This window comes from Desulfovermiculus halophilus DSM 18834, assembly GCF_000620765.1.
GTDB classification, from domain to species: domain Bacteria; phylum Desulfobacterota; class Desulfovibrionia; order Desulfovibrionales; family Desulfothermaceae; genus Desulfovermiculus; species Desulfovermiculus halophilus.
On the sequence record NZ_JIAK01000008.1, the window covers coordinates 106,492 to 132,983 of the forward strand.

Sequence of the window (26,492 nt, forward strand, 5' to 3'; positions counted from 1 at the left end):
TCGTGCCCCAAACTGCCCCAAACGATCGTGACCTAGACGCATGCTTGCGTATGCATCGGCATTCTTGACCAAAGGCATGTTCCGTGTATACGCCTTGAGAGCGATGATTGCCTGCGTGCCGGGGCAAGCAATGACGGAGGAGAGGGTAAGCGGACAGTTTCATTCATGATTAATCCGGCAAGTTCTCTTTTTTGGGACTCGTTGGCCCAAAGGAGATGTCGGATCTGCCGGAGGCAAAGCTGACTGAAGAGGAGGTCAGAGATGGCAGGTCTCAGGGAGCGGGCCGCAGAGGGCCTTCAAGTCGGGGATTCATTTCAAACGTTCCGGACATTTACAAATGACGACGTGCTTCGGTTTGCCCGGATCTCACGGGATTATAATCCTGTTCATTTCGATGCCCGTTTTGCTGCGGCCCGGAATTTTTCGGCCCCGATTTGTCACGGATTGCTGGTTGCAAGTCTGATTACCGAGATCGGGGGACAGATTGGATGGCTGGCTTCTGCCTTCAATCTCCGATTCAAGGGGCCGGTTTATGTTGGCGAGAGACTGAGATGCACCTGGGTCATCACAGAAATAGATCCACAAGGTCGAGCCACAGCATCCGTAACGATTACAAAACAAGACGGAGTAAAGGCCCTGGAAGCCGAAATCGGCGGGATTGTGCCGGGAGGTGAGGCGCAAACGGTCATGGGGCAGCTGATTGATGAGGGAGATCACACCAACGGGCCGCATAATACACAGCAATGCAGGTAATGCCCGCCAGGGGGGCTCGCGGTCCGGTCCCTCCAGTCCGGGTTTGGGCACCCTGCCAGGACTTTGGATTTATTGACACCGAAAACCGTAGGGTTATTGTTCTTGTGCGTATTTGTCTTCAACCACGTGATAGAGGAGCAACCAAATGAAAAGGACGTTCTATGTGTTGTCCGGCCTCGTGCTGGCCCTAACCATTGTTGCAGCTCCGGCCACGGCCCAACCTGACAGTGAGTTCAGGTATGAAAAAAGTGTTTGGGACGTGCTTTTGCAACCCGCAATAATGCTTGTGCAGAGTGAGCACGGAGTGGAGGGCCAAGAGGCTGCTCGGACTCAGGAAGAGATCGAGCGAATGCTGCGAAAGAAGAAAGAGCGGATGGAGAGGGTGGAGGCCGAGCGAGATCGGGGTCTGGACCGGAGACGAGATGAGATCGAGAGGGAGCAAAAACGACGAAGAGACGAGCTCGAACGTCGGCGGGAACGGGAACAGGAGCGGCTGGACAGAGAGCGGGAGCGGAGAGAAGACGAGTTTGAACGCCGAGGCGAAAGAAAGAGGGATGAGTTTGGCCGGGATAGAGATCGAGACGGTGATCGGTTCGACCGTAAAAGAGATGGGTTCGATCGCCGGGAGGAGATTGAGAGGGAACGTGATCGGGATAGAGCGAGGTTTGATAAGAAACGGGATATGAAAGAGGAAAGGTTCGAGCGTGGTCATGACCGGGGCCGGGCCAACGAACGTTTTGATGAAAGAAAACGGGGTGTTGAAGAGCACTGGGATAGAGAGCGCAGAGACCATGACCGGGAAAGAGGGCTGGAAAGACGCGAGCAAACCAAGGGATGGGAAAAAAGCCGTGAAATGATGGAGAAAAAAGCACATGATCGCGGCAGGGGACGAAAAGTAGGCCATGACAATGGCAGAGGCCGGAAAAAAGGTCATGAGCCCAAAGAGAGATGGTAAACTGCAAAAATCCACAAGCTACGTCGAAGAATCATAATTCGCAGGCTTGACTGCCGCAGGCGAATTATCCAGTTTGTAAAGTTTCGAGCTGTTTATGCACAAGATCCCTACATTCTGCTCCATGTGCGGCCCCATGGCCGGATGCGGCGTCAACTGCTACATCCACAACGGCCGGCTTGTAGATATTGCCGGCATGCCGGAGGCGCCCACCAATCAGGGACGACTGTGCCCCAAGGCATTTGCCTCCACACAGTGGCTGTACTCTCCGCAGCGGCTCAAGACACCGCTGAAGCGAACCGGCAAGCGCGGGGAGGGCAAGTTTGCGCCCATATCCTGGGATGAAGCCCTCACTCTGATCGCAGGTGAGCTCGGGGAGCAGAAGGAGAAGTACGGCCCGGAATCATTGGCCATTCTCTCTCCAGCCAGACGGAGCTACAACGACTACCTGCAGCGGTTTCTGGCTGTGCACGGCAGTCCGAACTACGGGCACAGCGGACTGTGCGCGATTCAACAGGCCTTCGGCTTTGCCTATATAGTGGGCTTTCCCATGCTGGGCATGCGTGGGGCGGATTTGGACCAGAGCGAGCTCATTCTGATCTGGGGTGCGAATCCTGTCTTTTCCGGCGGGCCGCAGGGACGGCTGCAAAAGATTTTCAAAGCCCGGGAAAGAGGGGCCAGGGTTGTGTCCATTAAGCCGGAACTGCAGCCGGACGCAGCCCGGGCCGATGTCTGGATTCCGATCAGGCCGGGGACGGACGGGGCCTTGGCCCTGGCTATGCTACAGGTCGTGATTGAGGATAATATCTATGACCATGATTTTGTCTCCAGATGGTGCTATGGATTCGATCAACTGGCCGACCATGTCCGGCAGTACACCCCGCAGTGGGCTGAAGAGATAACCGGGATTTCTGCACAAAAGATCCGGGATTTGGCCAGGATGTACGCCACTTCCGGATCGGCCTGCATCATAACCGGAAACGCCTTTGATCAGACCGTGAACTCAAGCAATGCGGTTCGGGCTGTGGCCGCCCTGATTGCAATCAGCGGCAATCTGGACCGGCCCGGGGGCAATGTGGTCCCGGTGGGCAGTGACATGCCCAAGCTGAACCCGGTAACCCCCTGGGAGCTCTTTACCCCGGAACTGATCAATAAGCTGGTGGCTCCGGAAGTTGCCATGCCGTTTCAGCCCTTCATTGAAGGGCCCTCGTCCGCCTACTACAGCTGTCTGGAAAGCGTTCTGACCCAGGATCCGTATCCAATTCATTCGATCATTGCCCCTGGGACCCAGCCCACGGTCAGCACCCGCAATCCGGGTCGGGTCATTGAGGCCCTGCGCAGGGTGGACTTCTTGGCCGTGATCGATGTGATGGAGACTGCGGCCATGCCCTGGGCCGACGTGGTTGTTCCGGTGGCCAGCATGTACGAGTGTGATCATCCCTTTGAAGTGGCCGGAAACTGGATCATGGCCCGGAACAAGGTGGTTGAGCCCCTGGGCGAGTATGGGTCCGACTACCAGTTCTGGCTGGATCTGGGAGTGAAGATGGGCTACGGCGAATACTTCTGGGAGGGAAGTATAGAGAGATGCATGGACTATCAGCTGGAGAACTTTGGCTTCAGCATGGAGGAGCTCAGAGCCTATCCCACCGGGATCGTGTACGAGCCAAAGCCCATGGTCTATGAAAAGTACGAGCAGATCTTTTCCACTCCCAGCACCAGGCTGTCCAAGGCACCGTATCTGCCCCAGGGCAAAGTGGCCCTGTACAATACGACCTTTGCAGCCCACGGCTTTGCCCCAATGCCGGAATGGAGGGAACCTCCGGAAGGTCAGACCGGGACCCCGGATCTGGCCGAAAAATATCCCCTGATCTTTACCGACACCCATACCTCGGACGCCTATTGCCACGGGTGGCTGCGCAACATCCCCTATCTGCGGGAGATGCAGCCCTATCCCTGGCTGCATCTGCATCCGGATACAGCCAAGGCCAGAGGCATAGAAGATGGGGACTGGGTCATCGTGGAGTCCCCCCACGGCCGGATCAGTCTCCAGGCCCAGTATACGCCGGGCATCCGTCCGGATACGGTCATGAGCCTGCACGGGTGGTGGCAGGGATGCGAAGAGCTCGGTCTGGAGGGGTTTTCCCTGGTGGAGGGCGGGGCGAATGTGAATCTCATGTACAGCACGGATCCTGCGGACGCGTTTGATCCCCTGGTAACGGCCATGCCCAAGCAGACCCTGGTTCAGATCCGGAAGGCAGAAGGGAGATGAGAGTGGAGAAGAGGTGTGAGTTCAAGGGCCTTTGGAAGGGTGCTGGATGCTTACGAGGAGAGAGCAATGAGCGACACCGGGGTACGCTTTGATCCAGGAAGGTGCGTCAAGTGCCGGACCTGCGAGCTGGCCTGCAAAGAAGTCCACGACCTTGAGCCGGGTATTTGGCCCATTGTAATCCAGGAGGTCTGGAAAGGCGCGTATCCGGATATATGCAGGGAGTTCTTTCCCTTGGTCTGCAGGCACTGCGAGGATCCGGCCTGTGTTCAGGAATGCCCGACCGGGGCCATCGTCAAGCGGGAAGGGGACGGCATTGTTGTCGTGGACCAGGAGGTCTGCGTCGGGTGCGGCGTCTGTCGGGATGCCTGTCCCTATCAAGTTCCCCAATTCGATAGCCGGGGAGTGATGCACAAATGCGATTTTTGTGTGCAGAGGGGGGAAGGACCTGCCTGTGCCCAGCATTGTCCTACAGATGCCTTGTCCATGTCTGTTCATGCATAAATAAGACCCATGGGCCGCCGTCAATGCGTGCCAATTTATTCCCCACTCCAGATCGAACAGCAATTTGCACAGGAGCAACCAATGCCGACAGCATCAGAGATAACCGGCGCAGTGGTGAACAAGGCCCTTTCCCTGGGCGCGGATATTGCCGGTGTCGCTGGCGTCGATGCATTGCGTGGATCCCCCTCGCATCTTTTATACCCCAAAATCGGAAGCGATCTGGACACCCACTGGCCCGATGGGGACAAAAGACAGGAAGTGGCCTGGCCTGCGGAGGCCCGCTCTGTTGTGGTCATCGGGGTGTCCCATCCGGAAGAGAAGCCGGAGATGGACTGGTGGGACGGGAAAGGAACATCCGGAAATCGGATCCTGATGCGCATCAATCGGGATCTTTCGGCCTGGGTGGAGACATCTTTTGCCTGCCGGACCTGGAAGATGCCCTACCTCATCGAGAAAGGAGGCATCTTTCTCAAGGATGCGGCTGTGATGGCCGGCTTGGGCTGTGTGGGCAGCAACAATCTGGTGATCACGCCTCGGTTCGGGGCGCGGGTCCGGTTTCGAGCCTTGTTGCTCAGTCTGGAGGCCCAGCCAACCGGGCCGGTTACCTTTGATCCCTGTCAGGGCTGTGAGCAGTTCTGCCGCAGGGCCTGTCCGGTCGATGCATTTGCCGAGCAGGTCTATTCCTCCGAGATCATGCATCAATCTATACTTCCAGGTACAGATGGAAGCTATGACCGGGTGGTCTGCAACCAGAAGATGGGCCTGGACATCGATGAAGCCGTACAGGCCCTGGCTGACCAAGACGAAGAGCAGCAGGCCCTGCGTACATCTATTGACGCTTTTGAATCAGGCACTTTGCCGGGGGCGAAAGATGATTATGGGTATGCAGTCAAGTATTGCCGGTTATGCGAGCTGGGGTGCCCGGTGGGAAATGAGGAGCCAGAATAATGCGCATTCGTCCCGGCCTTGACGCGGAAAACGAACAAACTGTTGCCGGTCCGGAAAAAGACAAGGAAATATACTTCCATCTCGGCCTGCACAAGACCGCATCGACTTTCTTGCAGGAAAGTGTCTTTCCGTGCTTGAGCAATATTCACTTCATCAAGAAGCATGACTTCAGAAGCAAGGATGAGATTATTGCAAGCTCTCCTGACAAGAGATTTCTGCTCTCGCGAGAGCTGGAGCCGGAACAAGAAAAATATATGCGCAAGATTCGGGAAGTTGCTGTCAGATATCCTGATACTCGTCCAATCCTGATTTTACGAAGCCATGGAAGAATGATCAAGTCCAAGTACAAGTATTATATACGCAAGCATGGCTGTAAGCACTTTGACCACTTTTTCGATCTTCAGAACGATACTGGGGTTGTAAAAATCAGAAACCTAGATTATTGCCAAAAGATACGCATACTGGAGAAGCATTTCGCTCATCCTGTATTTGTTATGTTTCAGGAAGAGTTCATCAACAAGCCGTTTGCGGCAATTGATGCCCTCGCAGACTATGTCGGTGCAGACTATCGGCCTGAAGATATACAAATTTCTGCTAAGAATGCCTCGTTCTCTGAAAAGCAGTTAAGGCTTATCCGGAAGTTCAATCAGCTCTCTACGCATGATCATTCTCGGACTCAATCCCCGTTTTTGAAGTTTGTACACCGCAAGCTTGGCGACGGCCTGCTGTATCTCATAGGCTATGCGGCGTATATTTTGCCTGAATCGTTTCTGGGCCGGGATGATCTGATTCCACCCTCACGAATACACGAAGTTGACCAGTTCTACACCCAAGACTGGCACGAGGCTTTGCGCTATGCACACCTCTTGCGTCCCCGACTCTATGTGCAAGGTTCAGCGTAAGCGTTCAGTCCCCACGGACAAATTCGGTTCATCAGGCCGAGAACAGCAATAAGGATCCCTGGCGGTGAATACATCCTTGCCGCAGCTGTGGATCACTGCCAGGCAGCCCCGGCACACAGGGCGAAGGCGGCAGTTCTGGCATTCCGACGGCCCCTGCCGGTACGAATCGGCCAATTCTGAGTCGTAGATCTCCTCCAGGCAGTGGTCATGGATATTTCCCAGAGGAGAGGGGAACTTGCGGCAGGCATGGACCTCTCCGTCACAGAGAAGGGCCACAAAGTTAAAGGCCGCCCCGCAGCCATAGCCTGTGCACCCGCCGAACAAGGGCAGGTCATGCTGCGAGCGGTAGACATTGAACAGGTTGTCCTTGAAGCCCATTCCGGAAATTTCCTTGGCCTGGGCCTGATAGGCGGCAAGGAGTCTGGTGAACTCCTCCCTGTCTGCGGGGGTCAAATACGCTCCTGATCCTACTGTGGAGAGACGGTTGAAGGTGAACAGATCGGCCCTGCCCTCCAGCTCCCGGGCCAAATCGAGGACCTGGCCGGTGTTTGCCTGGGTCAGAGTGAGCATGACCATTGAATATATGCCCAGCTCCCGCAGGATATCCAGAAACTGCAATGATCGCTGGAAGTGCCCTGGGCCGCGGATGTAGTCGTTGTGTTCTTCCAGACCCTCGAGACTGATTTGATAGAATGTGATCGGCCCTTTGTGCAGCAGGCTTTGGAGCCGTTCCCTGGAGGTCGGATTTCCCAAAAAACCTACTGTAAACCCCCGGTTGACCGCTTCCTCAAAGATTGTGTCCAATTGGGGATGGAGCATCGGGTTCCCGCCGGTGAAGCTAACCTGCCCGTGGACGTTTTTGGTGCGGCAGAAGTGGTCGAAATCGTCAAGGACATCCATTGCCTGTTCCAAGCGCAGTGGATCCCTGGCTTCCCGTCCGTAGCAGTGCCTGCAGTTCAGATCACAGGCCTGGGTTATGTGCCACTGAAGGGTGAATGCTTGTGCTGCTTGATATTTTTCCAGCTCAGCCGGGATGCTCCAGGCACGCCGAATCAAGCTCTCACCTTGCAGCAGGATATCCTCCCGTAGTGCCTTGTGCAAAATCGGCCAGATCCTCGACTGAGGATACCCGGTCTGTGCCGCCGCTTCAGGTACAGAGATGCCTTCGGTCACCAGCTTGAGTGCGGCGAGATCGGGTTCCGTTGCTGGACGACAGCGGACACGGCCACTTGTATCCTGCCAGACCAAAATTCGCTGACTGCCATATTCAGGGGTGAGGGGGGGATGTGTGCTCCTGTTCGGAATCATGGTCCAGAGATTGGTCCATTCCAGCTCCAAAAGCTCCAGGCATGGATTGACCTTAATGCCCGCTTTCCCGCGCTGTGCCCGGCAATCCTGCAAGCGGTGCACAGCAATCTCCAGCCTGGCCAGATCCGGGAGGAAGGCCAGATGATCCCGGTCTTGAATTACCTGCTGCAAGGTGGAAGGAAAGGCATCCAGGTGGTCATGGTCACCCCGGTGTTCGGCATCTGTCCACAGGGTCTGCCCCATGGCCAGGTGGCAGGCGGGAAAGACCTGCTTCCAGAAGGTGGTGTCCGCCATGGTAAATCTCCCCGGGCAGAGCACCTACGCCCCTCATGCCCTGCCCGGTTTGCGAGTGTTTTCCAGCGCGACCCGCGCTAGTTTGTGCCTCCGCCTCAACCGCTTGGTGCAGGTGCTTCAGTATCCTTTGAATCCTGATCGGTATCTCCGTGCTGCGTCTTGTCCTGGTCGGTTCCTCCGGAACCTTGGTCAGTTGCGCCTCAGCCGCTGCCTGCGGGCTCGCTACCTGCGTCCCCGGTGGCGGCTCCTCAACCACTGCTGTTAGCATTGCCGACCGCACTGCTGTTGGCGGATCCTCACCCGCAGCCGGCGAGCGTGGCGGAGATCCCCAGCCCTGATCCAGCCAGGAGCCCGCTCAGGCACAGCCCCACAAGGAATGTCTTCATATCCTTGTATTCCATAGTATTGCTCCTTTGTCCTTCAATCCGCGGACCATTTGCTGTCACTTCTTTTAGGCGTAGTATTGTGCATAGTATCCTATCGGTCTCCCATGTCAATATTCATTCCTGTTCACAAAAGGCATCATGAGATGAGGTCCGGGCTGTGCATGGCTCCCTCACTGCCTGGAGACAGTCATTTCCCTTGGCTCCTATGGATGCTGGGTGGCAGGGAGGTTTGCTCCGGGCCGGAAAATGGGCCTGCATGTTCGGATATGCAGGCCAGCACCTGCTTGGCGGTCGGACGGTGGAAAAGCAGGGAGATATGGCCCACAGGTGGAGTCTGGACCTCTTTCCATCCCGGATTCTGGGGATGCAGGGCGCAGGCCGGGGCGACCATATTGTCCAGGGGGGCGAAGATGCTCACTTTTGTCGTCGTGGAGCATTTGTCTCTGTCCGCCAGGGAACGGACCAGATCTCCGTTGTATCTCAGGCTTCGACCCAGCTTGCCCACCGCGGCTGAAGCCAGCACGCTTCCCCGATGAGGGGTCCCCAAAGTGACGGCAAGGCTAATGTGATTGGCTGTCTCAGGTGTGTTTATAACTGATTTGATGAGCAGCCCGCCCAAACTGTGCCCGATGCAAATTACCTGGTGAGCGGGATGGGTGTGGGCCAGTTCGGTCACCTCCTGGGCCAGTTCATGGGACAGCGAATGAAAGTCCCGGCCAAAGCTGGGGTAGGACCAGGTGTACAGATTGGGGAAGCCCGCCTTAGGCAGCCAATGGCGGTAAAACAGCCAGGCCCAGCGGTTGTGGTACAGGCCGTGGACCAGAAGGATGGGCTGCCGGTTCGTGTTCTCTCCCGGATCTGCCGAATGCAGCCCTTTTTGCGCGGGTATCAAGCTGGTCAGCAGGGAGTAGGCGCTTCCCAAGCAGCTTGAGGCCAGGGTGCGCAGAAACACCTGGGCAAGGGAAAGGCCGGTGTGGGCAGCGGCCTTGTGCAGCTGCCCATGCCCCAGGTTGATCCCCGCGGACGAAAGGCAGGTGCCCAGGGCCACGATGCCTGGCAAAGCCAGGATAAGTAGTATCAGATAGATGACAAGCATTGCTGGATTTTACCCCGGGTCCCGACCGTGGCCCTGAGAGCCAAAGCGGACACCTGCCAGGACCTCGATATCTTCTTGACTGGGAAGAGCTTCCTGGGCTCCGGGGGTGGCCGCGGTCAGAGCCCCGGCGGCACCAGCCAAACGCAAGGCATTTTGCATGCTGCATCCGTGGGCCATGGCTGCGGCCAGGGCACCGTTGAACGCATCTCCGGCACCCACCGTGTCCACGGCCCGGACAGGACTGGCCGGAATGTGCAGCTGCCTTTTTCTGGTCACACGCAGGGCCCCGTCCTGTCCAAGGGTTATAATGATTTCTTTGGGGCCCAGATCCAGAACCGGGGCCAAATGCTGGGACGGATCCTGCATGATATCCTCTGCAGAATCGCAGAGAGCGACGGCTTCGCCTTGATTGGGGGTCAGGATGTCGGTTGCGGCCAGGATGGACCGGGAAAGAGGAGCAAACGGGGCCGGATTGAGGATGGTGGTCATAGCGCAGGATTTGGCCAGCTCCAAGGCTGCTGCTGCCGTGTCCATGGGGATTTCCAGCTGGGTGAGCAGGACTGATCCTGGAGCAAACCAATCCGCGCAGGCCCGGACATCGGCAGGAGACAGATGCTGGTTGCTTCCAGGCACAACGGTTATCTGGTTGTCTCCGCCCGGCTCGACGAGGATAAAGGCCAGCCCGGCTGGATGCTCGTCATCAGCGGCTATCCCGGCGGCGGGCAGCCCGGAATCCTTGAGGTGCCGGGCCAGTCTTTGTCCATAATGATCCGTTCCGATCCTGGCGATGAGCAGGACATCCGCTCCGCAACGCAAAGCGGCCAGGGCTTGATTGGCACCCTTGCCTCCAAAAAAGAAGGTCAGGTCCCGGCCCATGACCGTTTCCCCTTTGGAGGGAAGGTTTTCAACCCGTACGGCCAGGTCCGTGTTTGCGCTGCCGACCACAATGACCCGGTTCATGGAATTCCTTGCAGAAAACGTTTCAGACTTTGATTGCTGTCCACCTGTGTGCAAACCCGAACATTGGGTGCTTCTTTCCATATATCCAGGATGGGCCGGCGGTCGGCCAGGGTCATCCCCTGAGTGAGCTTGCCCTTTGTTTCAACCTCGACATGCATAGGCTCGGTGGTGATTAGCCCCGGAGCGACGGTGGCTATGACTGCCAGAGGATCGTGCAGAAAGATTGAAGCTCGGCCATCCAGCTTCTGCATATAGCTCAAGGAATGGACGGTCCATTCCCGGATCTTTTGCCTGGCCGAAGAATTGGACTCTTGGACCCAGGTATCCAAAGTGTCCCGGTCCAGTCTGACCTGCCGGGTGACGTCCAGGCCGACAGCAGTCACAGGGATTTTGGAGCGAAAGACACGATCCGCGGCCTCGGGATCGGTAAAAATATTAAATTCCGCAGCCGGAGTGATGTTTCCAGGTCCGAGATAGGCCCCGCCCATCATAACGATTTCAGTCAGCCTGTCCGCAAGCTCGGGGCAGTCTTCCAAGGCCAGGGCGATATTGGTCAGCGGCCCCAGGGTGACAACGGTGAGGGGTTCTGAAGATATCAGTGCTTGGTGTGCAATCTCATCTTTTGCCTCCCGCTTGGACAGAGCAAGAAGACGGGAGGCTGGGTCTGTACCTGTTCGGGATCCGCCCAGGCCGTTTGCTCCGTGGACATGATTGGCGAAGTATGGTTCCCGGACCAGAGGACGCTTGGCTCCTTGGGCCAGCACAGGGCAAGGACCTGAGACAACATCGAGGACGGTACCAAGATTGGCGGTTGCCGTGTCCACATCCACATTGCCGCAGACCGTGGTGATGGCCTTGATCTCAAGCAGGGGGCAATGCAGGGCCCAGAGCAGGGCCAGGGCATCGTCCACCCCGGGATCTGTATCGATGAGAACAGTTTTTTTCATCACAACTCCTTTCCTTTATGGTGTATACCAGGGGAAGTCGGGGTATCGCAAGACGGATACGAAAACGGGATCTGCTGATTGGACAGAGCATCCTGCGAAATGATACTCAAAGACAATTCGTTGAAACCCGCGTCGCGGCCTGCGGTTTGTATTCGCCCATGTATGGACAAAGGATACGAGCTGGTCACCTCCTACACAGATTGGCTCTTGCGTATCCTTGTCAAGGATTTTCACTGTTGCCTCAGGCTGCACGCAGATACTTAAGTGAGGCAGACATGACATATGCCATACATCCCATTGTTGTGGGCACAAAGGTCTTTGACAAAGGGATGATGACCTACCAGCACGATTACGGCCGGGAGTACACCATTCCTATCTACTCCTGGTATATTCAGGGCGGTGACAAGAATATCATCATCGACACCGGAGAGATGCATCCTATTCAATCCGAGGCGCGGGAGAAGGCTATCCAGGGTTCGATATTCACTTTTGAGCAGGGACTGGCCAGGTTCGGTCTCACGCCTGAGGATATTGACGTGGTTATTCATACTCATCTGCACAATGACCACTGCGAAAACGACTCCAAGTGCACCAATGCGGTCTTTTACTGCCACAGCCGGGAGCTGGAGACCGTGCATAATCCCCATCCTCTTGATTATCGCTATCTGGAAGATTTTATCGAGGATATAGAAGAAAACGGGCAGATTCAGACCGTTGTCGACGGACAGGAGATTCTGCCCGATATTCGGGTCATGCATACGCCTGTGCACACTGAAGGAGGGCTGACGGTCTGGATTCAAACCAAGCATGGCTTGGCGGCCATCACCGGATTTTGCGTGATCGAGGAAAACTTCTTCCCTCCCCCTCAGATCCGGGGCCTGGAGATGGAGGTCATTCCGCCGGGAACAGTGGTCAATACCTACCATGCCTACGACATAATGCAGCGGGTCAAGGAGCAGGCCGATATCCTCATCCCGCTGCACGAACCGAAGTTTGCATCCGTGGAACAAATTCCCTGAGACCGGAGTGATGCTGATCCCGCAAAAAGGCCGGGAGGCTCAGCCTCCCGGCCTTTTTGCGAGGGCCGGTATGTTATCCCGGGCAACTACTTTGAGTGTTCAGCAGGTGCAAAGATGGGCAGATAGGTCACCGCCAGGCGGTAGAGGAAGACCCCGCCCGCGACCAGGCCCACTGTGACCGCGATCTCCACCAGGGAGGGGAAGTAGGTGCCGCCCATCTGCTGCTGGGAGCTTAAGACCACATTGAAGCGGTAAAAAACAACGCCAATCAGGACCAGACCTTGGAAGAAGAGCAGAGAGGGCAGGGAGGTTCTGATTGTCTTGGCCGCCAGAAAGATCATGGGCAGGACAGCGCAGATCCCGAACTCAAACAGGAACAACTGGCTGGCTCCGCTGCCTTCGAAGATGTACGGGATATTGCCCCGAACGCCCAGGTCGATCATCCGGGCTGCGGTATAGACCAGCAAGGCAATGGCCGTTCCCCGGCCCAGCCCTTCCAGGATGTCGGATTCAGGCTCTTTGCCAAAGGCATTGCTGCTGAGCATGGTCTCGATGGAGACCATGGCCAGCCCGGCGCAGATTGCCGAGAGGAAGAAGAGGTTGTGCAGCATGGGGGTAGACCACAAGGGATGCAGCCGGTCCGGAGTGATCAGAAAGAGACCGCCCAGAGAGGACTGGTGCCCGTATGAAAGCATAATGCCGGCAATGACCAGGGGGAAGATGACCGCCTTGCTTTCCAGTATCCGCTGTAGTTTGCTCAGTGATGAGAATTTGGTCAGCAGCCAGGGCAAGAACTCCAGCAGGAGGACCAGAAAGTAAAGGGTCAGGCAGACCACGATCTCGAACATCACGGAGTGGGGCTGCCAGAAGACCCAGGCATGCCAGAAGGACCACGGCTTGCCGATATCCAGGAACAAGCCGATCATGACCAGGAGATACCCGAGAAAAGCGGTCAGTGTGGCCGCCCGGGTGATCGGCTTGTATTTCTTCCAGTTCAGGATATACACGGCGCAGGTGATGGTAAACCCGCCTGCGGCCAGAGCCACGCCGGTGAGAACATCAAAGGTGATCCACAGGCCCCATGGGTTTCCGTCGGACAGGTTGGTGGCCGGTCCGAGACCTGCCCCCAGCCTGTACAGCGCTGCTCCGGCACCGATGATGAGCAGCAGGAGCAGAACCCAGGTGGACGGGGTAAAGAATCGGGTGGAATGATATCTGGATTGGGACGTCATACATCCTCCTTACGGCTTCCCCTGTTCCGAAAAACGGCGATAGCTGACAGGGCAGCTGCGAACCCAACTGCTTTCCACGGGATTTTGGACAGCGAGGCCCAGGTAAAGGACGGGTAGCTGGCCTTGACCACCTGGGTGTCAAAACCAAGCTCCTGAAACGGACGGTCGGATATATAGATCCAGGACGTGCCCCCCGCCTCGTTCAAGCCATAAATGTGATTGATGTATTTCCCCGGATGGTTGGCGATCCTGTTCTTGGCCTCCTGAACTACCTTTTCGTAGTCGTCGAAGTACATGACATTCATTGGGCAGGCCTTGATGCAGGCGGGCTCCATGCCTGCATCCACCCGGTCTGCGCAGAAGTTGCATTTCTGGACCCAGGGATTGAGGGTGTCCCATTCGTATTTGGGGATGTGAAAGGGGCAGGCGATCATGCAGTAGCGGCATCCGATGCATTTCCATTGGTCATAGATCACCGGTCCCTCTTTCGTCTTCTGCAAAGCGCCTACCGGGCAGGCGGAAGCGCAGGCCGGCTCCTGGCAGTGCAGGCACTGGTTTTTGACAAAGCTCCAGGTCGGCTGGTTGTTTCGTTCGCCTTCCACGAACGAAATTCGGGTATAGGTGTCAGCGCTGAGCTGGTTGGGCATTGTATATGTCCCGTTCAGTCCTTCATAACCGGCTTCGTGATTATGCCAGGCCTTGCAGGCTATCTGGCACGAACGGCAGCCTATACACTTGGTGATATCGACAAGAACGCCCTTCGCCATGGCGCATTCCTCCTGTTAGAGCTTCTGCAGGTTGACCATAAAGGCCTTGGTCTCGGGTATCAGGGTGTTCGGGCATCCGGTGGAGGCTGTCAGGAGATTGGCGCTGTCCCCGGCTTTTCCGCCTTCCGGGTATTGCCAGCCGAAACACCACAATGTCCCAACCTGGTGCACCGTCTTGCCCATGATGGTGAAGGGCCGCAGTCTATTGGTGACTATGGCCACGCCCTTGACTCTTCCCCTGATGGATTGGATCTGGACCCAATCGCCATCGGATATGCCCTTGATGGCTCCAAGCTCTTCGCTGATTTCCACGATCAGCTGGGGCATAAGCTCCAGAAGCCAGGGCGTGTGCCGGGTCATGACTCCGGACTGCCAGTGCTCTGTAACCCTGTAGGTGGAGCATATATATGGATATTGCGGGTCGTCCACGGCAAAGAGATCGAACTCCGTATTTTGCTGGGTGCTGGGAATGAAGAAAGAAGACAGGACAGGATTGATCCTGTGGCTGTTCTTGGGGATGGGGTTCGAGGTCAGCGGGCTTTCTATCGGCTCGTAGAATTCAGGGAACGGCCCGTCCGGACGGCCCGGCCCGAAAATGCTGGCCACACCGGCCGGCTTCATGATGAATGGCTTTTTGGAATTCGGATTCATGGATCCGTCCGGATTCTTCATCGGCGGCCAGCCCCCGTCCGGGACGTCTCCTTCCCAGTGGTCAGTATCCCATTGGATGACCGGCTGTTTGGGGTTCCAGGGACGGCCGTAGGCGTCCACCGAGGCCCGGTTGTACAGGATCCGCCTGTTGACCGGCCAGCACCAGGCCCACTCCGGATAAAGCCCCATCCCGGACGGATCTTCAAGCGAGCGCCGGGCCATCTTGTTTCCTTCTTCAGTGTACGAATTGCAGTACAGCCAGTTCCCGGAGGAAGTGGAGCCATCGTCCTGGAGAAAGGCGAAGCTGGGGACAAGGGTCCCTTTTTTGTACTGTTTGCCCTGGATCACTGTGTCCCGGAGAAAGTACCCGTTGATTTCCTTGGCCACTGCATGGGTGTCGATCTCTTTGATCTTGCCCCTTGCGTCCTTTTCCCCGTAGTCCCAGCTAAGATTGACTACCGGCTCGGGATTGGCGCCGCCTTCCTCTTCGTAGAGCCGCTTGACCCGGAAGTAGAGTTCGTTGAGGATCTCTCCGTCCGGCTTGCTCTGGCCCTGCGGCTCAATGGCCTTGTACCGCCACTGGGCCCAGCGGCCGGAGTTGGTTATGCTGCCTTCCTTTTCCACAAAAGAGCAGCAGGGAAGAAAAAAGACCTCGGTCTGGATCTGTTCGGGATCCATGCCCGGGCCCCGCCAAAAGGAACCGGTTTCATTGTCGAAAAGATTGACGTTTACCATCCAGTCCAGATTGGACAGGGCATTTCTGACCTTTGTGGAGTTGGCTCCGGAGCAGGCCGGATTCTGGCCCCAGGCAAAGAGACCCTGGAAGTTCCCTTTGTACATTTGGTCAAAGAGCATCAGCCAGGAGTAGTCCTTGTTGTCTTCTAGCTTGGGCAGCCAGTGATATCCGAACTCGTTGTCCGCAGTGGCCTTGTCCTTGTACATGGCCGTGAGCAGGCTGACCGAATATTTGGGGTAGTTGCCCCACCAGTTGGCGCTCAACGGTTCCTGCGTGGTCGGAGCGCTCTCGGTGTTGTATGTGTCCAGACTTTGCTGCGAGGCCTTGGGCGTTTTCAGGTAGCCGGGCAGGATGTGGTACAGGAGGCAGTGATCTGTTGAGCCCTGAACATTGCTCTCTCCGCGCAGGGCGTTCACGCCGCCCCCGGCCAGGCCGATATTGCCCAGCAGGAGCTGAACGATGGCCATGGTTCGGATGTTCTGGGTTCCAACTGTATGCTGAGTCCAGCCCATGGCGTACATGATGGTGGCCACCTTGTCCGGCTTGCCGGTGGCTGCATAGGCGGAATAGATCTTTTTCAGCAGCTCCTGGGGAGTCCCTGTGATTTCGGAAACAGTCTTGAAATCATATCTGGAGTAGTGCCTTTTGAGCAGCTGGTAGACGCATCTGGGGTGGGTCATGGACATATCCTTGCGGATTGTCCCGTCTGCGTCCGTGTCGAAGTTCCAAGTGCTTTGATCGTAGGACCTGCTCTTCGGGTCATAGCCGGAAAAGACCCCGTCCAAATCCTCCGGGAGCTGGAAATCGTGATTGAGGATAAAGGGGGCGTTGGTATACAGGCGGAGATACTCGGACTGGACCAGATCATTGTCCAGGATGTATTTGATCATTCCACCCAGAAAGGCGATGTCCGATCCGGAACGCAGCGGGGCGTAGATGTCCGATTGCGAGGATGTCCTGGTATACCTGGGGTCCACGTGAATAAGGGTGGCCCCTTTTTCCCTGGCCTTGGAGATCCACTGGAAGGAAAGAGGGTGATTCTCCGCGGCATTGCTGCCCATGATCAAAATGACGTCGGAATGCTGGAGATCGATCCAGTGATTGGTCATTGCCCCGCGGCCGAACGACTCTGCCAGAGCCGCTACTGTTGCCGAGTGTCAGATGCGGGCCTGGTGCTCGATATACACCAGGCCAAGAGAGCGAAGCCATTTCTGCATCAGGAAGCACTCTTCGTTATCCAGGGCCGCGCTGCCCACATGGGCTAACCCTTCGGTCCGGTTGACTGTCTGGCCCTTGGCGTCTGTCTGGACAAAGGTCTCATCCCGGGTTTGCTTGATCTTTTTGGCTACCGCGTCCAGTGCCCAATCCCATTCCACCTCCTTCCATTCCTTGGCCCCCGGGGCCCGGTACATGGGTTTTTGCACCCGGGTCTCATTGTCGATCAGCTGATACAGGGAGGCTCCCTTGGGGCAGCACTGCCCGCGGTTGATGGGGTGCTCGGAGTCACCTTCAATGTGCACCAGCTCTCCGTCCCTGGTGTAGACCTTAAATCCGCATCCAACTGCGCAGTAGGGACAGATGGTGGTAGTGACCTGTGTCCCCTTGAGCTTGTTGTCCGGTACTTGGGCCTTCGTATCCTCCGCCGACAGGGCTGTGGCGCCTGTAGCCACTGCCGCGGTTCCGGATATCTTGAAAAAATCACGTCTTGAAACACCCATGCCAAGACCTCCGGTTTGAGTTATGGAAAAAGCATAAATCGAAAGCATTCCATCCTGTGATTGTATCCAGGCCGAAGGACCTGGTGCAGGCCTGAATAAAGGCTTTCGTGCAGATATCGGTGGAATGCTGCGCAGCATGCTTGGTGTACAAGCTGGCTTTTGAATCCAGCGCTGCGAAGTATGAAATTGCAAACGGCATCTTTATTACAGAATTCTGTGTAAAATGAGACTCAATACAGACCTCATGCCTCCATCACAAAAATCATACCGCAAGAGTGAAGGAAATTACATGAAATAGTTTCAAGGCTACAAACATGAATCGATAAAGTCAATTATGTCAAAAAAGATATATGGGGAATGGCCGGAACAGGGTTCGGCTGGGGCGGGAATCGATCAGAGAGGCTTACTGCCGGCAGCTACTGCCGGATTGCCCCTCCCTGGGGGATCTGACTGAAAGGACCCGGTCTTTGAGCACTTTCTGATCGTAGGCCTTGAGCAGGTCGTCTTTGGTCAAAATGCCCACAACATGGTTTTCGCTGTCCACTACCGGAAACATGGAAAAGGGGTGGGCTTCAAAGAGGTGCATGGCCTTTTCCATGTCGTCCTGGCTGGTGATGGTCGTTACCTGCGAGCTCATCAGGTCAGCGGCTATCAGGCTCTCCTTTAAGTCATCGAAATAGAGCAGGGCCTCCCGCACATCCCGGAGCGACAGCACGCCCGCAAGCCGGTGTTCGTCGTCTTCGACCACAAAATGGGGGTAGGGCGAGGTGGACATCTCGGCAACGATATCTTCAAGACAGGTTTTCAGGGTCAGCTTGGGCACGGTATGGCGCATGAAGTCCCTGACGCACAAATCACGCAGGATGCTCACGTCGTGGCCCCGGACGATGTTGATGCCCCGGCGCAGGAGCTTCATTTCGTAGGCCGATACCCCGAACAGGAGGCGGACGACCAGGGTGGCGCTGATGCAGGAGACCATGAGGGGCAGGATGATCTGGGGGTGCAGGGTCAGCTCGAAGATGGTCACGATGGCGGTAATCGGGGCCAAAGTGGTACCGGAGACCACGGCCCCCATTCCGGCCAGGGCGAAAAAGGCCGGGTGAACCTGTAAACCGGGCCAGAGCATGGACAGGGCATAGCCGAGCCCTGTGCCCAAAGTTGCTCCCAGATACAGGGAAGGGGCAAAGATGCCCCCGCTCATGCCGGAGCCGATGCAGATGGCGGTGGCCACCAGCTTGGCTCCGAGCAGGATGAGGCCCAGCTGCAGGGGCAGGGTGTCGGACAGGGCCGCGTTGACGGTATCATAGCCGACGCCCATGACCTGGGGCAGGTAGAGGGCCAAAAGCCCTAAAAGGAGGCCTCCCAGGGCGGGTGTCAGCCACCGGGGTACGGGCAGGCGGGTGAACAGATTTTCCGAGGCGTATATGGCCCGGACAAAAATGATTGAGATAAGGCCGGCCAAAAGACCCAGGAGGAGGTAGCCGAAAATTTGCAAATAGGTATCCATTTTGAAATCAATGATTTCAAAGGCCGGAAAGTCGCCCCAGAAAAGCCTGGAAAAGACGGATCCGGTGATGGAGGCGATGACGATGTGGCTGATATAGGCCACCTCGATGTTCATCAGGATGATTTCCATGGCAAAGACTGCGCCGGTGATCGGCGCGTTGAAGGTGGCCGATATGCCTGCAGCCGCCCCGCAGGCCAGGCACAGCCTGCGCAGTTCAGGAGAGAGGTCGAAGAGCTGGGCCACAGAGGAGCCCACGGAGGAGCCGATCTGGACGATGGGACCTTCCCGGCCCACAGAGGCCCCGCAGGCCAGAAGCAGGCTGGTGATCAGGCCTTTGAGGAAGGTTACCCGGTGGCGAATGGTACTCTGGCGGGTGGTTACCGAGAGTATGACCTCCGGAACCCCGGGTCCGCGGGCTTCGGGAACGAAAAAGGTTATGACCGGGCCCGCAACCAGACCTCCCAGAGCGGGGATGAGCAGGATCTGCCACCAGGGGGCCGCCCGCACCTGATCCACAAAGCCCATGCCGTCCGGCCAGAAGGCGAACTGCATGAGCTCGATCAGGCTTCGAAAGATCAAGGCCCCTACAGCCGCCAGGAATCCGATGCCGACGGCGAAGAACAATAAGGACAGGTCGTGCCGCGGAAATTCCGGGTGAACTGGGCGGAAAAGGGATTTTATGGCATCATGCATAAATGGGCACTAGGGCCTGTCCTGAGTCTTCAAAGGAACCATGGCTCTTCGAGGTAGCCTGTGGATTTTTGGAGTTTGCCATCTCTTCTGTGAGCCCACTTTCGGCCCGGTATTTTCTAAGCCCCGCCAAAGGGGGATCCCTGCCCCCTCCCGGCTACTCACGTTCAGGTCACTGCTTTCTGTGTGACGAAAGCTCATCATACACGTGAGTGCCGGGTGGCGGGACCAAGAAAATGTGCGGGCCTGCCGCTCACGGCACACAGAAGAGACGGCAAACTCTTATGTAGGCAACTTCACTTTCTGTGTCGAAGAGCCGGAACTATGTATGTGTTCAGGGGGCTGAACGATTACGGAACTATATGAGAGGGCTTGAGATGTGTTTTGTCATTCTAAACGAATCTTGGAGTGAACAAACTCTCTTCTGTATGGAATTCCACTGCCTGTGTCGAAGAGCCTTGTTTTTTGACCTAGCACCGAGGGTCTCTCACCTGTCAGGGCCAAGTTCTGCATGCACCTTGCGGCTGAACTTTTGAATCATCCGGGTCCCGGCCCCGTTGCGCACCGCCTGCAGCACCTTGTCCTGATCCACTGGGACGGTGCCCGCGAGTAAGTCCACCGGCAGGTGGGCAAAGGCGTTTGAGGCCATGGGGGTGCTGGGGCCGAGCATGACCGTGCGCACCGCATTTGGAGCCCGGTCCAGAATCTCTTCTGTACTTTGGTTCAAGATGGAGGTGGAGGTCAGAAAAAGCACCTCTGCCCAACTGCCCAGCTTGGCGTAGAACTCCTGAGGGTTGCCGATATTCTTATTGTAATCGATGACTTCCAAGACTGCGCCCCGGTCTTCAAAGGCCTTCATCATTGGTCCGAAGTAGCCGACCATGGCTACCCGGCTTCCCGGGCCGACACCTAACAGATCAAAGAGCTGTCCATTATCTGTATCCTCAGGCAGCTCCAGGGCCTGGGCATGGTTGAGGGCATTGATCAGAGCCAGCCCCATGCTGCGTTTTAACGGATGCGGATCGAGAATGGTCTGCAGCAGCTCATCTGCCGGACGGCCTTCATAGCGCATGCCGTCCAATGCCTGGCAGCACATCTTGCCGTTGTCCAGCCAGGTGAAGGCCACCCCCATTCCCCCGTCCGAAGTTGTGACACAGGTATAGGAAAGGCCCAGATTGAGGATCTCCACATTCACCTGTGCCGCTTTGTCCTGAAAGAGACCATAGAGTCTGTGGTTGAGTTCCATGACCGAAGTCCTTGTGTCGAAAAGCCGTATTTTGCTGTGCCCAGCCCGAACTACTGATCAGCATTGGTACCGAAAATGGCGGCAAAGGGCAACAGCCCTTTGCCGGATTTGGCTTGACGGAGGAAAAGGTGACTGATAATTGTTTGCAAGAATAAGCAGCATACAAGGAGAGAGCCTCTGCAGCGTGGGGCAAAAAGAATGCTGCCCATACCCAAGAGTTGGAGAACCTGAATCCCCGAAGTAAGGAGGCACGAACATGGCAGGTGAAAAAAATAAACCGACCACCAATGATGCCGGGATCCCGGTATCCAGCGACGAGCATTCATTGACCGTCGGACCGGACGGTCCGATCCTGCTCCAGGATCACTATCTGATGGAGCAGATGGCCAACTTCAACCGGGAAATGATACCGGACCGGCAGCCCCATGCCAAGGGCTCCGGAGCCTTCGGCCATTTTGAGGTCACCCAGGATGTCAGCGCCTACACCAAGGCCTCCCTGTTCCAGCCCGGGGCCAAGACCGATGTGCTGGCCCGGTTCTCCACAGTGGCCGGAGAGGCCGGCAGCCCGGATACCTGGCGGGATGTGCGCGGCTTCGCCCTCAAGTTCTACACCAACGAGGGCAACTACGACATGGTCGGGAACAACACCCCGGTGTTCTTTGTCCGGGATCCCATGAAGTTCCAGCACTTCATCCACTCCCAGAAGCGGCGGGCGGACACCGGCCTTCGCTGCAACGACATGCAGTGGGACTTCTGGACCCTGTCCCCGGAGACCGCGCATCAGGTGACCATTCTGATGAGTGACCGGGGGGTGCCCAAGACCTACCGGAACATGAACGGCTACACCAGCCATACCTACATGTGGGTCAACGCCAAGGGCGAGAAGTTCTGGGTCAAGTATCACTTCAAAACCGATCAGGGCATCGACTTCTTCACCGATGAAGAAGCCGATCGGATGGCCGGAGAGGATCCGGATTACCACCGCAGGGATCTCTCGGAGGCCATTAAGCGGGGCGACTACCCCAGCTGGACCCTCAAGGTCCAGATCATGCCCTTTGAGGATGCCAAGAACTACCGGTTCAATCCCTTTGACCTGACCAAGGTTTGGCCCCACACCGACTATCCGCCAATTGAAGTCGGCCGGCTGACCCTGACCCAAAACCCGACGGACTTTCACGCCCAGATCGAACAGGCGGCCTTTGAGCCCAACAGCTTCCCCCCGGGAATCGGGCCGAGTCCGGACAAGATGCTCCTGGCCCGCTTGATGTCTTATGCCGATGCCCACCGGGCCCGCCTGGGGGTCAACTATAAGCAGATTCCGGTTAACCGACCGAAAGTCCCGGTCAACAGCTACAGCAAGGGCGGCAGGATGCGCATAGATAATGTTACCGATCCTGTGTACGCTCCCAACTCCAAGGGTGGTCCCAAGGCAGATCCTGAACGCTATCCCGAGCAGGCTGTCTGGTCTGCCGATGGAGAGTTCGTTCGGGCTGCCTACACCCTGCATAAAGAAGACGACGACTTCGGTCAGCCCGGTACCCTGGTCCGGGAGGTCATGGATGATGCCCAGCGCGAACGGCTGGTGACCAATGTGGTCAACCATCTCAAGAAGGGCGTCACCGAGCCGGTCCTCCAGCGGGCCTTTGAGTACTGGAAAAACATCGACAAAGATGTCGGGGAGCGGATCGAAAAAGGAGTCAAGGGCAGCTGATCAAGCCCCGACAATCCCTTATTGCTGAGACAAAACAGGACGCTTGGTGAGTGTCAATTTGTCCTTGAGGCGATATGAAAAGCCCTCTCGGAATCTTCCGGGAGGGCTTTTCTGCTTGGCGTATGAGCTGAAAATCACAACCGAACAATGACTTGTATATTGCCATCCCCCAGGGAAGATCCTACATTGGGACTTGGTGGAGCCAAGGTGGCAACGACCGGACTGAAAGGCTTTTCCCCCAACAAAGGACACGACTGCACATGGAAGCACGCATGGAACTGCTCAAAGACATTGTGGTGTTTCACGACGTAGACCCCGAGGATCTCCGTCTGCTGGCAGAAAACAGCATCAGGCGCACCTACCCCTTGGGCAGCTTTCTCTTTCATGCCGGATCGGCACGAACGGAGATATCAGTTGTCATCCAGGGCGAGGTGGAGATCCTGCGCGGGGTGGGCGAGGCCCAAAGGGTGGTGGCCCGCCTGGGGGCCGGGAACTTTGTGGGCGAAGGGGCTATGTTAAGTGACGAGCCGCATTCCACCTCCTGCCGTGCGGTGATCAATACCGAGGTCCTGGCCTTGGAACGAAAGCACATCGAGGAGGTGATCCAGGACAAACCGGAAATGGCCCGGAAGATCTTTTCCCAGGTGGCCAAGGTCATGCTGCACCGGTTGAAATATGCAGGATATGGATACAACGATCCCGCCCTGTGCTCAGGCCTTCAGGGAGGAGAACGGGGCGAGCACGATATGCTGGGCGATCGAAACGTTCCGGCCGACGCCTATTACGGGATCCAGACCCTGCGGGCGGTGGAAAACTACGACATCACCGGCATCCCATTGTCGCATTTTCCCAATCTGATCCGGGCCATAGCCATGGTCAAAAAGGCCGCCGCCCGGGCCAATCAAAAGCTGGGCGATCTGGAGCCGGATAAGGCCGGGGCCATCGCTCAGGCCTGTGACGAGATCATCGCCGGGAATCTGCATAATCAGTTCGTGGTGGACATGATCCAGGGCGGAGCCGGGACCTCGACCAATATGAACGCCAACGAGGTCATCGCCAACCGGGCTTTGGAGATAATGGGCCACAGTCGGGGGGAGTACACCCATATCCACCCCAACAACCACGTCAATCTGACCCAGTCCACCAACGACGTGTATCCGACCACAATCAAGCTGGCCATTCTGCTCAGCTATCAAGATGTGACCACAGCTATGAGCGAGTTGGCCTATGAGCTGAAGCAAAAGGCGGTGGAGTTCAGCTGCGTGATCAAGATGGGCCGGACCCAGCTCCAGGACGCGGTGCCCATGACCCTGGGCCAGGAGTTCGAGGCCTACAGGATTACGGTCAAAGAGGACATGCAGCGCATCCACTACCTGGTCCGCCTGTTTCAGGAGATCAATCTGGGAGCCACAGCCATCGGGACCGGGATCACGGCCAGTCCGGAATACTCCAGCCTGGTGGTGGAGGAGCTGTCCAGGATCGCGGGGATTGAGTTCGAGGTGGCCCAGGATCTGGTGGAAGCCACCTCAGACATGGGGGCCTTTGTCATGTTCTCCAGCGTCCTGAAGCGGGTGGCGGTGAAAATATCCAAGATGTGCAACGACCTGCGCCTGCTCAGCAGCGGTCCCCGGGCCGGGCTGAACGAGATCAATCTGCCGCCCGTGGCCCCCGGTTCCTCCATCATGCCCGGCAAGGTCAATCCGGTCATCCCGGAGATGGTCAATCAGGTGGCCTATCAGGTCATCGGCAACGACCAGACCGTGACCATGGCTGCCGAGGCCGGGCAGCTCCAGCTCAATGTCATGGAGCCGGTGATCGCCTTTAATATCCTGCAGTCCATGAAGATGCTGAGCAAGGCCGTCACCACCCTGACCCGGCGCTGCATTCGTGGAATTACGGCCAATGAAGAGCAGTGCAGGAATTACGTGGAGAAAAGCATCGGGATCGTTACCGCTCTGAATCCGTACATTGGATATGAGAACTCCACCCGGATAGCGTCCAAGGCCCTGCAGACCGGCCGGGGGGTTATGGATCTGGTGTTGGAGGAAGGTCTGCTCAGCCGGGAACAGCTGGAGGAGATCCTGTCCCCGTCCAAGATGTGCCATCCCAGGTTCCGGTAGCCTGCATTACGGAGGACGTGGGGAGAGAGCAGGGCGGATTGTGATCAGTCCCGGGGATGACCTTGGGTTTGCATCCCGCATCTCACCTTGGCGAAACTTGGGAAATGCCGGGACGAGGGTTGGCCACAGAACAGGGGACAAAAATCCACATGCAGGGTCAAAGAGCCACAGGCAACCGCTGTAGCCGCGGCTGATTCATGGTTCGTCGACCCTGCCCTGCCTGAGGTGGGAAGAGCATTATTCACTTTGTTCCGGGGCCGCGTCCTGCGTCATTTGCGGTCCCATGCCCTGGCCGCTGCGATGCATGCCTTTGCCCTGCATCATCTTTCCGCCGTGGTTCCTTTTGTTCATCATCGGGCAGCCCGAGCCATTCATCATGCCCTTGTCCCGCATGTACATCCCGTGCACAGGGAGGTCCTTGGCCCGCTTTTCCATCTGCATGTTGACCTTGGCGGAAAAGAGCTTGCTGCGCAGTTCATTGATCTCTGAAACCAGGGTGTCCACCTTGCTCTGATCTGGTGAACTGCCCAGGACCTGGGCGCGCAAGGCGGCCTTCTTGGCCTTCAGCTGAAGGCGCATGTCCCGCATTTGATCCACGTACTTGTCGTGTATGCTCTGCAATGCCTCTTGCTGCTCCGTGCTGAGCTGATCATACCACTGTCCCATTCTGGGCCCGTGATAGGGGGCAGGGCCCTGCTTTTCCTGGCCCGGAGCGGCAAAAGCAAGGGCGCTGAACATCAACACCGCCAGAATCGACATACCTGTTGTTTTCATTGTGACCATGGACTGTGCTCCTTTGTTGGGGTTGGGCAGAAATTGACCGAAAATCCGCCTCGGGTTACGAATTCAGTTCCGGCCTGATCATCCGCATTGGTTATACATAAGCATGGGACAGGCCAAGGCAAGATACGCACATACATTACGGTGGAGTTTGGTATGCAAGGCTTTGAGCTGTTTTGGCTTTTTGTAATCCTGATCTCCCTGCAGCCCCTTTTCAAACAGCGGATGATCGCATCCGCCCGCAAGCGGACCCTGGCCAAGCTGGAGAAGAGCCGCTCTTCCAGGGTCATCCTTCTGGTGCATCGCCAGGAAACCATGAGCTTTCTTGGTTTTCCCTTGATGCGCTACATCGATGTCAATGACTCGGAGGAGGTCTTGCGGGCCATACACTTGACGGACAATGATGTGCCCCTGGATATCGTCCTGCACACCCCGGGCGGCCTGGTCCTGGCCTCCCTGCAGATCGCCCGGGCCATACGCCAGCATCCGGCCCAGGTCACGGTCTATGTCCCCCATTATGCAATGTCCGGCGGAACCCTCATTGCCCTGGCCGCGGACGAGATCGTCATGGCCCCCCACGCGGTGCTGGGGCCAGTGGACCCCCAGATCGGGCAGTCCCCCGGGGCCTCCCTGCTCCGGGTCCTGCGGGAGAAGCCGATCAAGGACATCGAGGACAAGACCCTGATTTGCGCGGACATGGCGGAAAAGGCCCTGGATCAGATCGAGCGCGCGGTGATTGACCTCCTCCAGGACCGCTTTCCCCAGGACACCGCAGAACACATATCCCATCTGTTGACCCAGGGACACTGGACCCACGACTATCCGATAACCTACGCCAACGCCCAGGAGATAGGCCTTCCGGTCAGCCCGGACATGCCGGAGATGGTCTATGAGCTCATGGCTTTGTATCCTCAGCCGGTCCGGCGCAGCCTGGGAGTGGAGTACATCCCTGAGCCCAGGTCCGACCCAGGCGGAAAGAGAGGACAGTGAGCAGCTCTT

At 57.0% G+C, this 26,492-nt stretch carries 21 protein-coding genes; 10 read left to right on the forward strand and 11 right to left on the reverse strand.

Going from position 1 to position 26,492, the window contains the following annotated elements; genetic code table 11:
* Positions 1 to 261 precede the first annotated feature (261 nt).
* From N902_RS0105150 to N902_RS0105175, 6 genes are all read left to right on the forward strand, one after another.
* The gene (locus tag N902_RS0105150) at positions 262 to 753 is read left to right on the forward strand and encodes a MaoC family dehydratase (protein WP_027370061.1); all 492 of its coding nucleotides are present in this window, start codon (positions 262 to 264) and stop codon (positions 751 to 753) included.
* 145 nt (positions 754 to 898) lie between these two features.
* The gene (locus N902_RS0105155; protein WP_027370062.1) at positions 899 to 1,708 is read left to right on the forward strand and encodes a hypothetical protein; all 810 of its coding nucleotides are present in this window, start codon (positions 899 to 901) and stop codon (positions 1,706 to 1,708) included.
* Between the two features lie 94 nt (positions 1,709 to 1,802).
* On the forward strand, positions 1,803 to 3,974 hold the full coding sequence (locus N902_RS16530) for a molybdopterin-containing oxidoreductase family protein (RefSeq protein ID WP_084287819.1): 2,172 nt from the start codon (positions 1,803 to 1,805) through the stop codon (positions 3,972 to 3,974).
* 66 nt (positions 3,975 to 4,040) lie between these two features.
* Positions 4,041 to 4,475: a 4Fe-4S dicluster domain-containing protein gene (locus N902_RS16535; protein ID WP_051564324.1), complete on the forward strand. Its 435-nt coding sequence runs from the start codon at positions 4,041 to 4,043 to the stop codon at positions 4,473 to 4,475.
* Positions 4,476 to 4,556: 81 nt separating this feature from the next.
* Positions 4,557 to 5,423, forward strand: a complete 867-nt coding sequence (locus N902_RS0105170) for a hypothetical protein (RefSeq protein WP_027370063.1) — start codon at positions 4,557 to 4,559, stop codon at positions 5,421 to 5,423.
* A complete protein-coding gene (locus N902_RS0105175; RefSeq protein ID WP_027370064.1) occupies positions 5,423 to 6,325 on the forward strand; it encodes a hypothetical protein in 903 nt (300 codons plus the stop codon). The genes N902_RS0105170 and N902_RS0105175 overlap by 1 nt, the downstream gene beginning before the upstream one ends.
* Here N902_RS0105175 and sbtM read toward each other — a convergent pair.
* The 5 genes from sbtM to N902_RS0105200 form a co-directional block, all read right to left on the reverse strand.
* On the reverse strand, positions 6,317 to 7,927 hold the full coding sequence (gene sbtM, locus N902_RS16540; protein ID WP_051564326.1) for a thio(seleno)oxazole modification radical SAM maturase SbtM: 1,611 nt from the start codon (positions 7,925 to 7,927) through the stop codon (positions 6,317 to 6,319). The two genes, N902_RS0105175 and sbtM, sit on opposite strands and share 9 nt — an antisense overlap.
* 95 nt (positions 7,928 to 8,022) lie before the next feature.
* Positions 8,023 to 8,328, reverse strand: coding sequence for an SbtA family thio(seleno)oxazole RiPP natural product precursor (sbtA, locus tag N902_RS20140; RefSeq protein WP_208596267.1), 306 nt, complete (start codon positions 8,326 to 8,328; stop codon positions 8,023 to 8,025).
* 172 nt (positions 8,329 to 8,500) lie between these two features.
* Complete coding sequence (locus N902_RS18610) at positions 8,501 to 9,409, reverse strand: esterase/lipase family protein (protein WP_051564328.1); 909 nt, start codon at positions 9,407 to 9,409, stop codon at positions 8,501 to 8,503.
* 9 nt (positions 9,410 to 9,418) lie between these two features.
* Positions 9,419 to 10,369, reverse strand: a complete 951-nt coding sequence (locus N902_RS16550; RefSeq protein WP_051564330.1) for a ribokinase — start codon at positions 10,367 to 10,369, stop codon at positions 9,419 to 9,421.
* Positions 10,366 to 11,316, reverse strand: a complete 951-nt coding sequence (locus tag N902_RS0105200) for a nucleoside hydrolase (RefSeq protein WP_027370065.1) — start codon at positions 11,314 to 11,316, stop codon at positions 10,366 to 10,368. Before N902_RS0105200 ends, N902_RS16550 begins: the two co-directional genes overlap by 4 nt.
* Positions 11,317 to 11,591: 275 nt before the next feature.
* Here N902_RS0105200 and N902_RS0105205 point away from each other — a divergent pair, with 275 nt between their 5' ends.
* Positions 11,592 to 12,335, forward strand: a complete 744-nt coding sequence (locus N902_RS0105205; protein WP_027370066.1) for an N-acyl homoserine lactonase family protein — start codon at positions 11,592 to 11,594, stop codon at positions 12,333 to 12,335.
* A gap of 86 nt (positions 12,336 to 12,421) precedes the next feature.
* Here N902_RS0105205 and nrfD read toward each other — a convergent pair whose 3' ends face one another.
* The 5 genes from nrfD to N902_RS0105235 form a co-directional block, all read right to left on the reverse strand.
* The gene (gene nrfD / locus N902_RS16555) at positions 12,422 to 13,567 is read right to left on the reverse strand and encodes an NrfD/PsrC family molybdoenzyme membrane anchor subunit (RefSeq protein ID WP_034621638.1); all 1,146 of its coding nucleotides are present in this window, start codon (positions 13,565 to 13,567) and stop codon (positions 12,422 to 12,424) included.
* Complete coding sequence (locus N902_RS0105215; RefSeq protein ID WP_027370067.1) at positions 13,564 to 14,334, reverse strand: 4Fe-4S dicluster domain-containing protein; 771 nt, start codon at positions 14,332 to 14,334, stop codon at positions 13,564 to 13,566. Before N902_RS0105215 ends, nrfD begins: the two co-directional genes overlap by 4 nt.
* A 15-nt stretch (positions 14,335 to 14,349) precedes the next feature.
* A complete protein-coding gene (gene fdnG / locus N902_RS0105220) occupies positions 14,350 to 17,439 on the reverse strand; it encodes a formate dehydrogenase-N subunit alpha (RefSeq protein WP_084287825.1) in 3,090 nt (1,029 codons plus the stop codon).
* Between the two features lie 403 nt (positions 17,440 to 17,842).
* Entirely contained in the window at positions 17,843 to 19,639 is a 1,797-nt protein-coding gene (locus N902_RS0105230) for a chloride channel protein (protein WP_027370070.1), read from the reverse strand.
* Positions 19,640 to 20,123: 484 nt separating this feature from the next.
* Positions 20,124 to 20,882, reverse strand: coding sequence for a DUF364 domain-containing protein (locus N902_RS0105235; RefSeq protein WP_027370071.1), 759 nt, complete (start codon positions 20,880 to 20,882; stop codon positions 20,124 to 20,126).
* Between the two features lie 256 nt (positions 20,883 to 21,138).
* On the opposite strand from N902_RS0105235, the gene N902_RS0105240 reads away from it, so the two are divergent.
* Both N902_RS0105240 and aspA read left to right on the forward strand, forming a co-directional pair.
* Positions 21,139 to 22,593 (forward strand): catalase, encoded by a 1,455-nt coding sequence (locus N902_RS0105240; protein WP_027370072.1) that lies wholly within the window; start codon positions 21,139 to 21,141, stop codon positions 22,591 to 22,593.
* A gap of 272 nt (positions 22,594 to 22,865) precedes the next feature.
* Positions 22,866 to 24,713 (forward strand): aspartate ammonia-lyase, encoded by a 1,848-nt coding sequence (aspA, locus tag N902_RS0105245; RefSeq protein ID WP_084287838.1) that lies wholly within the window; start codon positions 22,866 to 22,868, stop codon positions 24,711 to 24,713.
* Between the two features lie 237 nt (positions 24,714 to 24,950).
* On the opposite strand, the gene N902_RS0105250 is transcribed toward aspA, so the two are convergent.
* Entirely contained in the window at positions 24,951 to 25,496 is a 546-nt protein-coding gene (locus tag N902_RS0105250) for a periplasmic heavy metal sensor (RefSeq protein WP_084287828.1), read from the reverse strand.
* A 153-nt stretch (positions 25,497 to 25,649) separates the two neighbouring features.
* Between N902_RS0105250 and N902_RS0105255 the strand changes: the two genes are divergently transcribed.
* Complete coding sequence (locus N902_RS0105255; RefSeq protein ID WP_027370075.1) at positions 25,650 to 26,483, forward strand: SDH family Clp fold serine proteinase; 834 nt, start codon at positions 25,650 to 25,652, stop codon at positions 26,481 to 26,483.
* Positions 26,484 to 26,492: the final 9 nt, after the last annotated feature.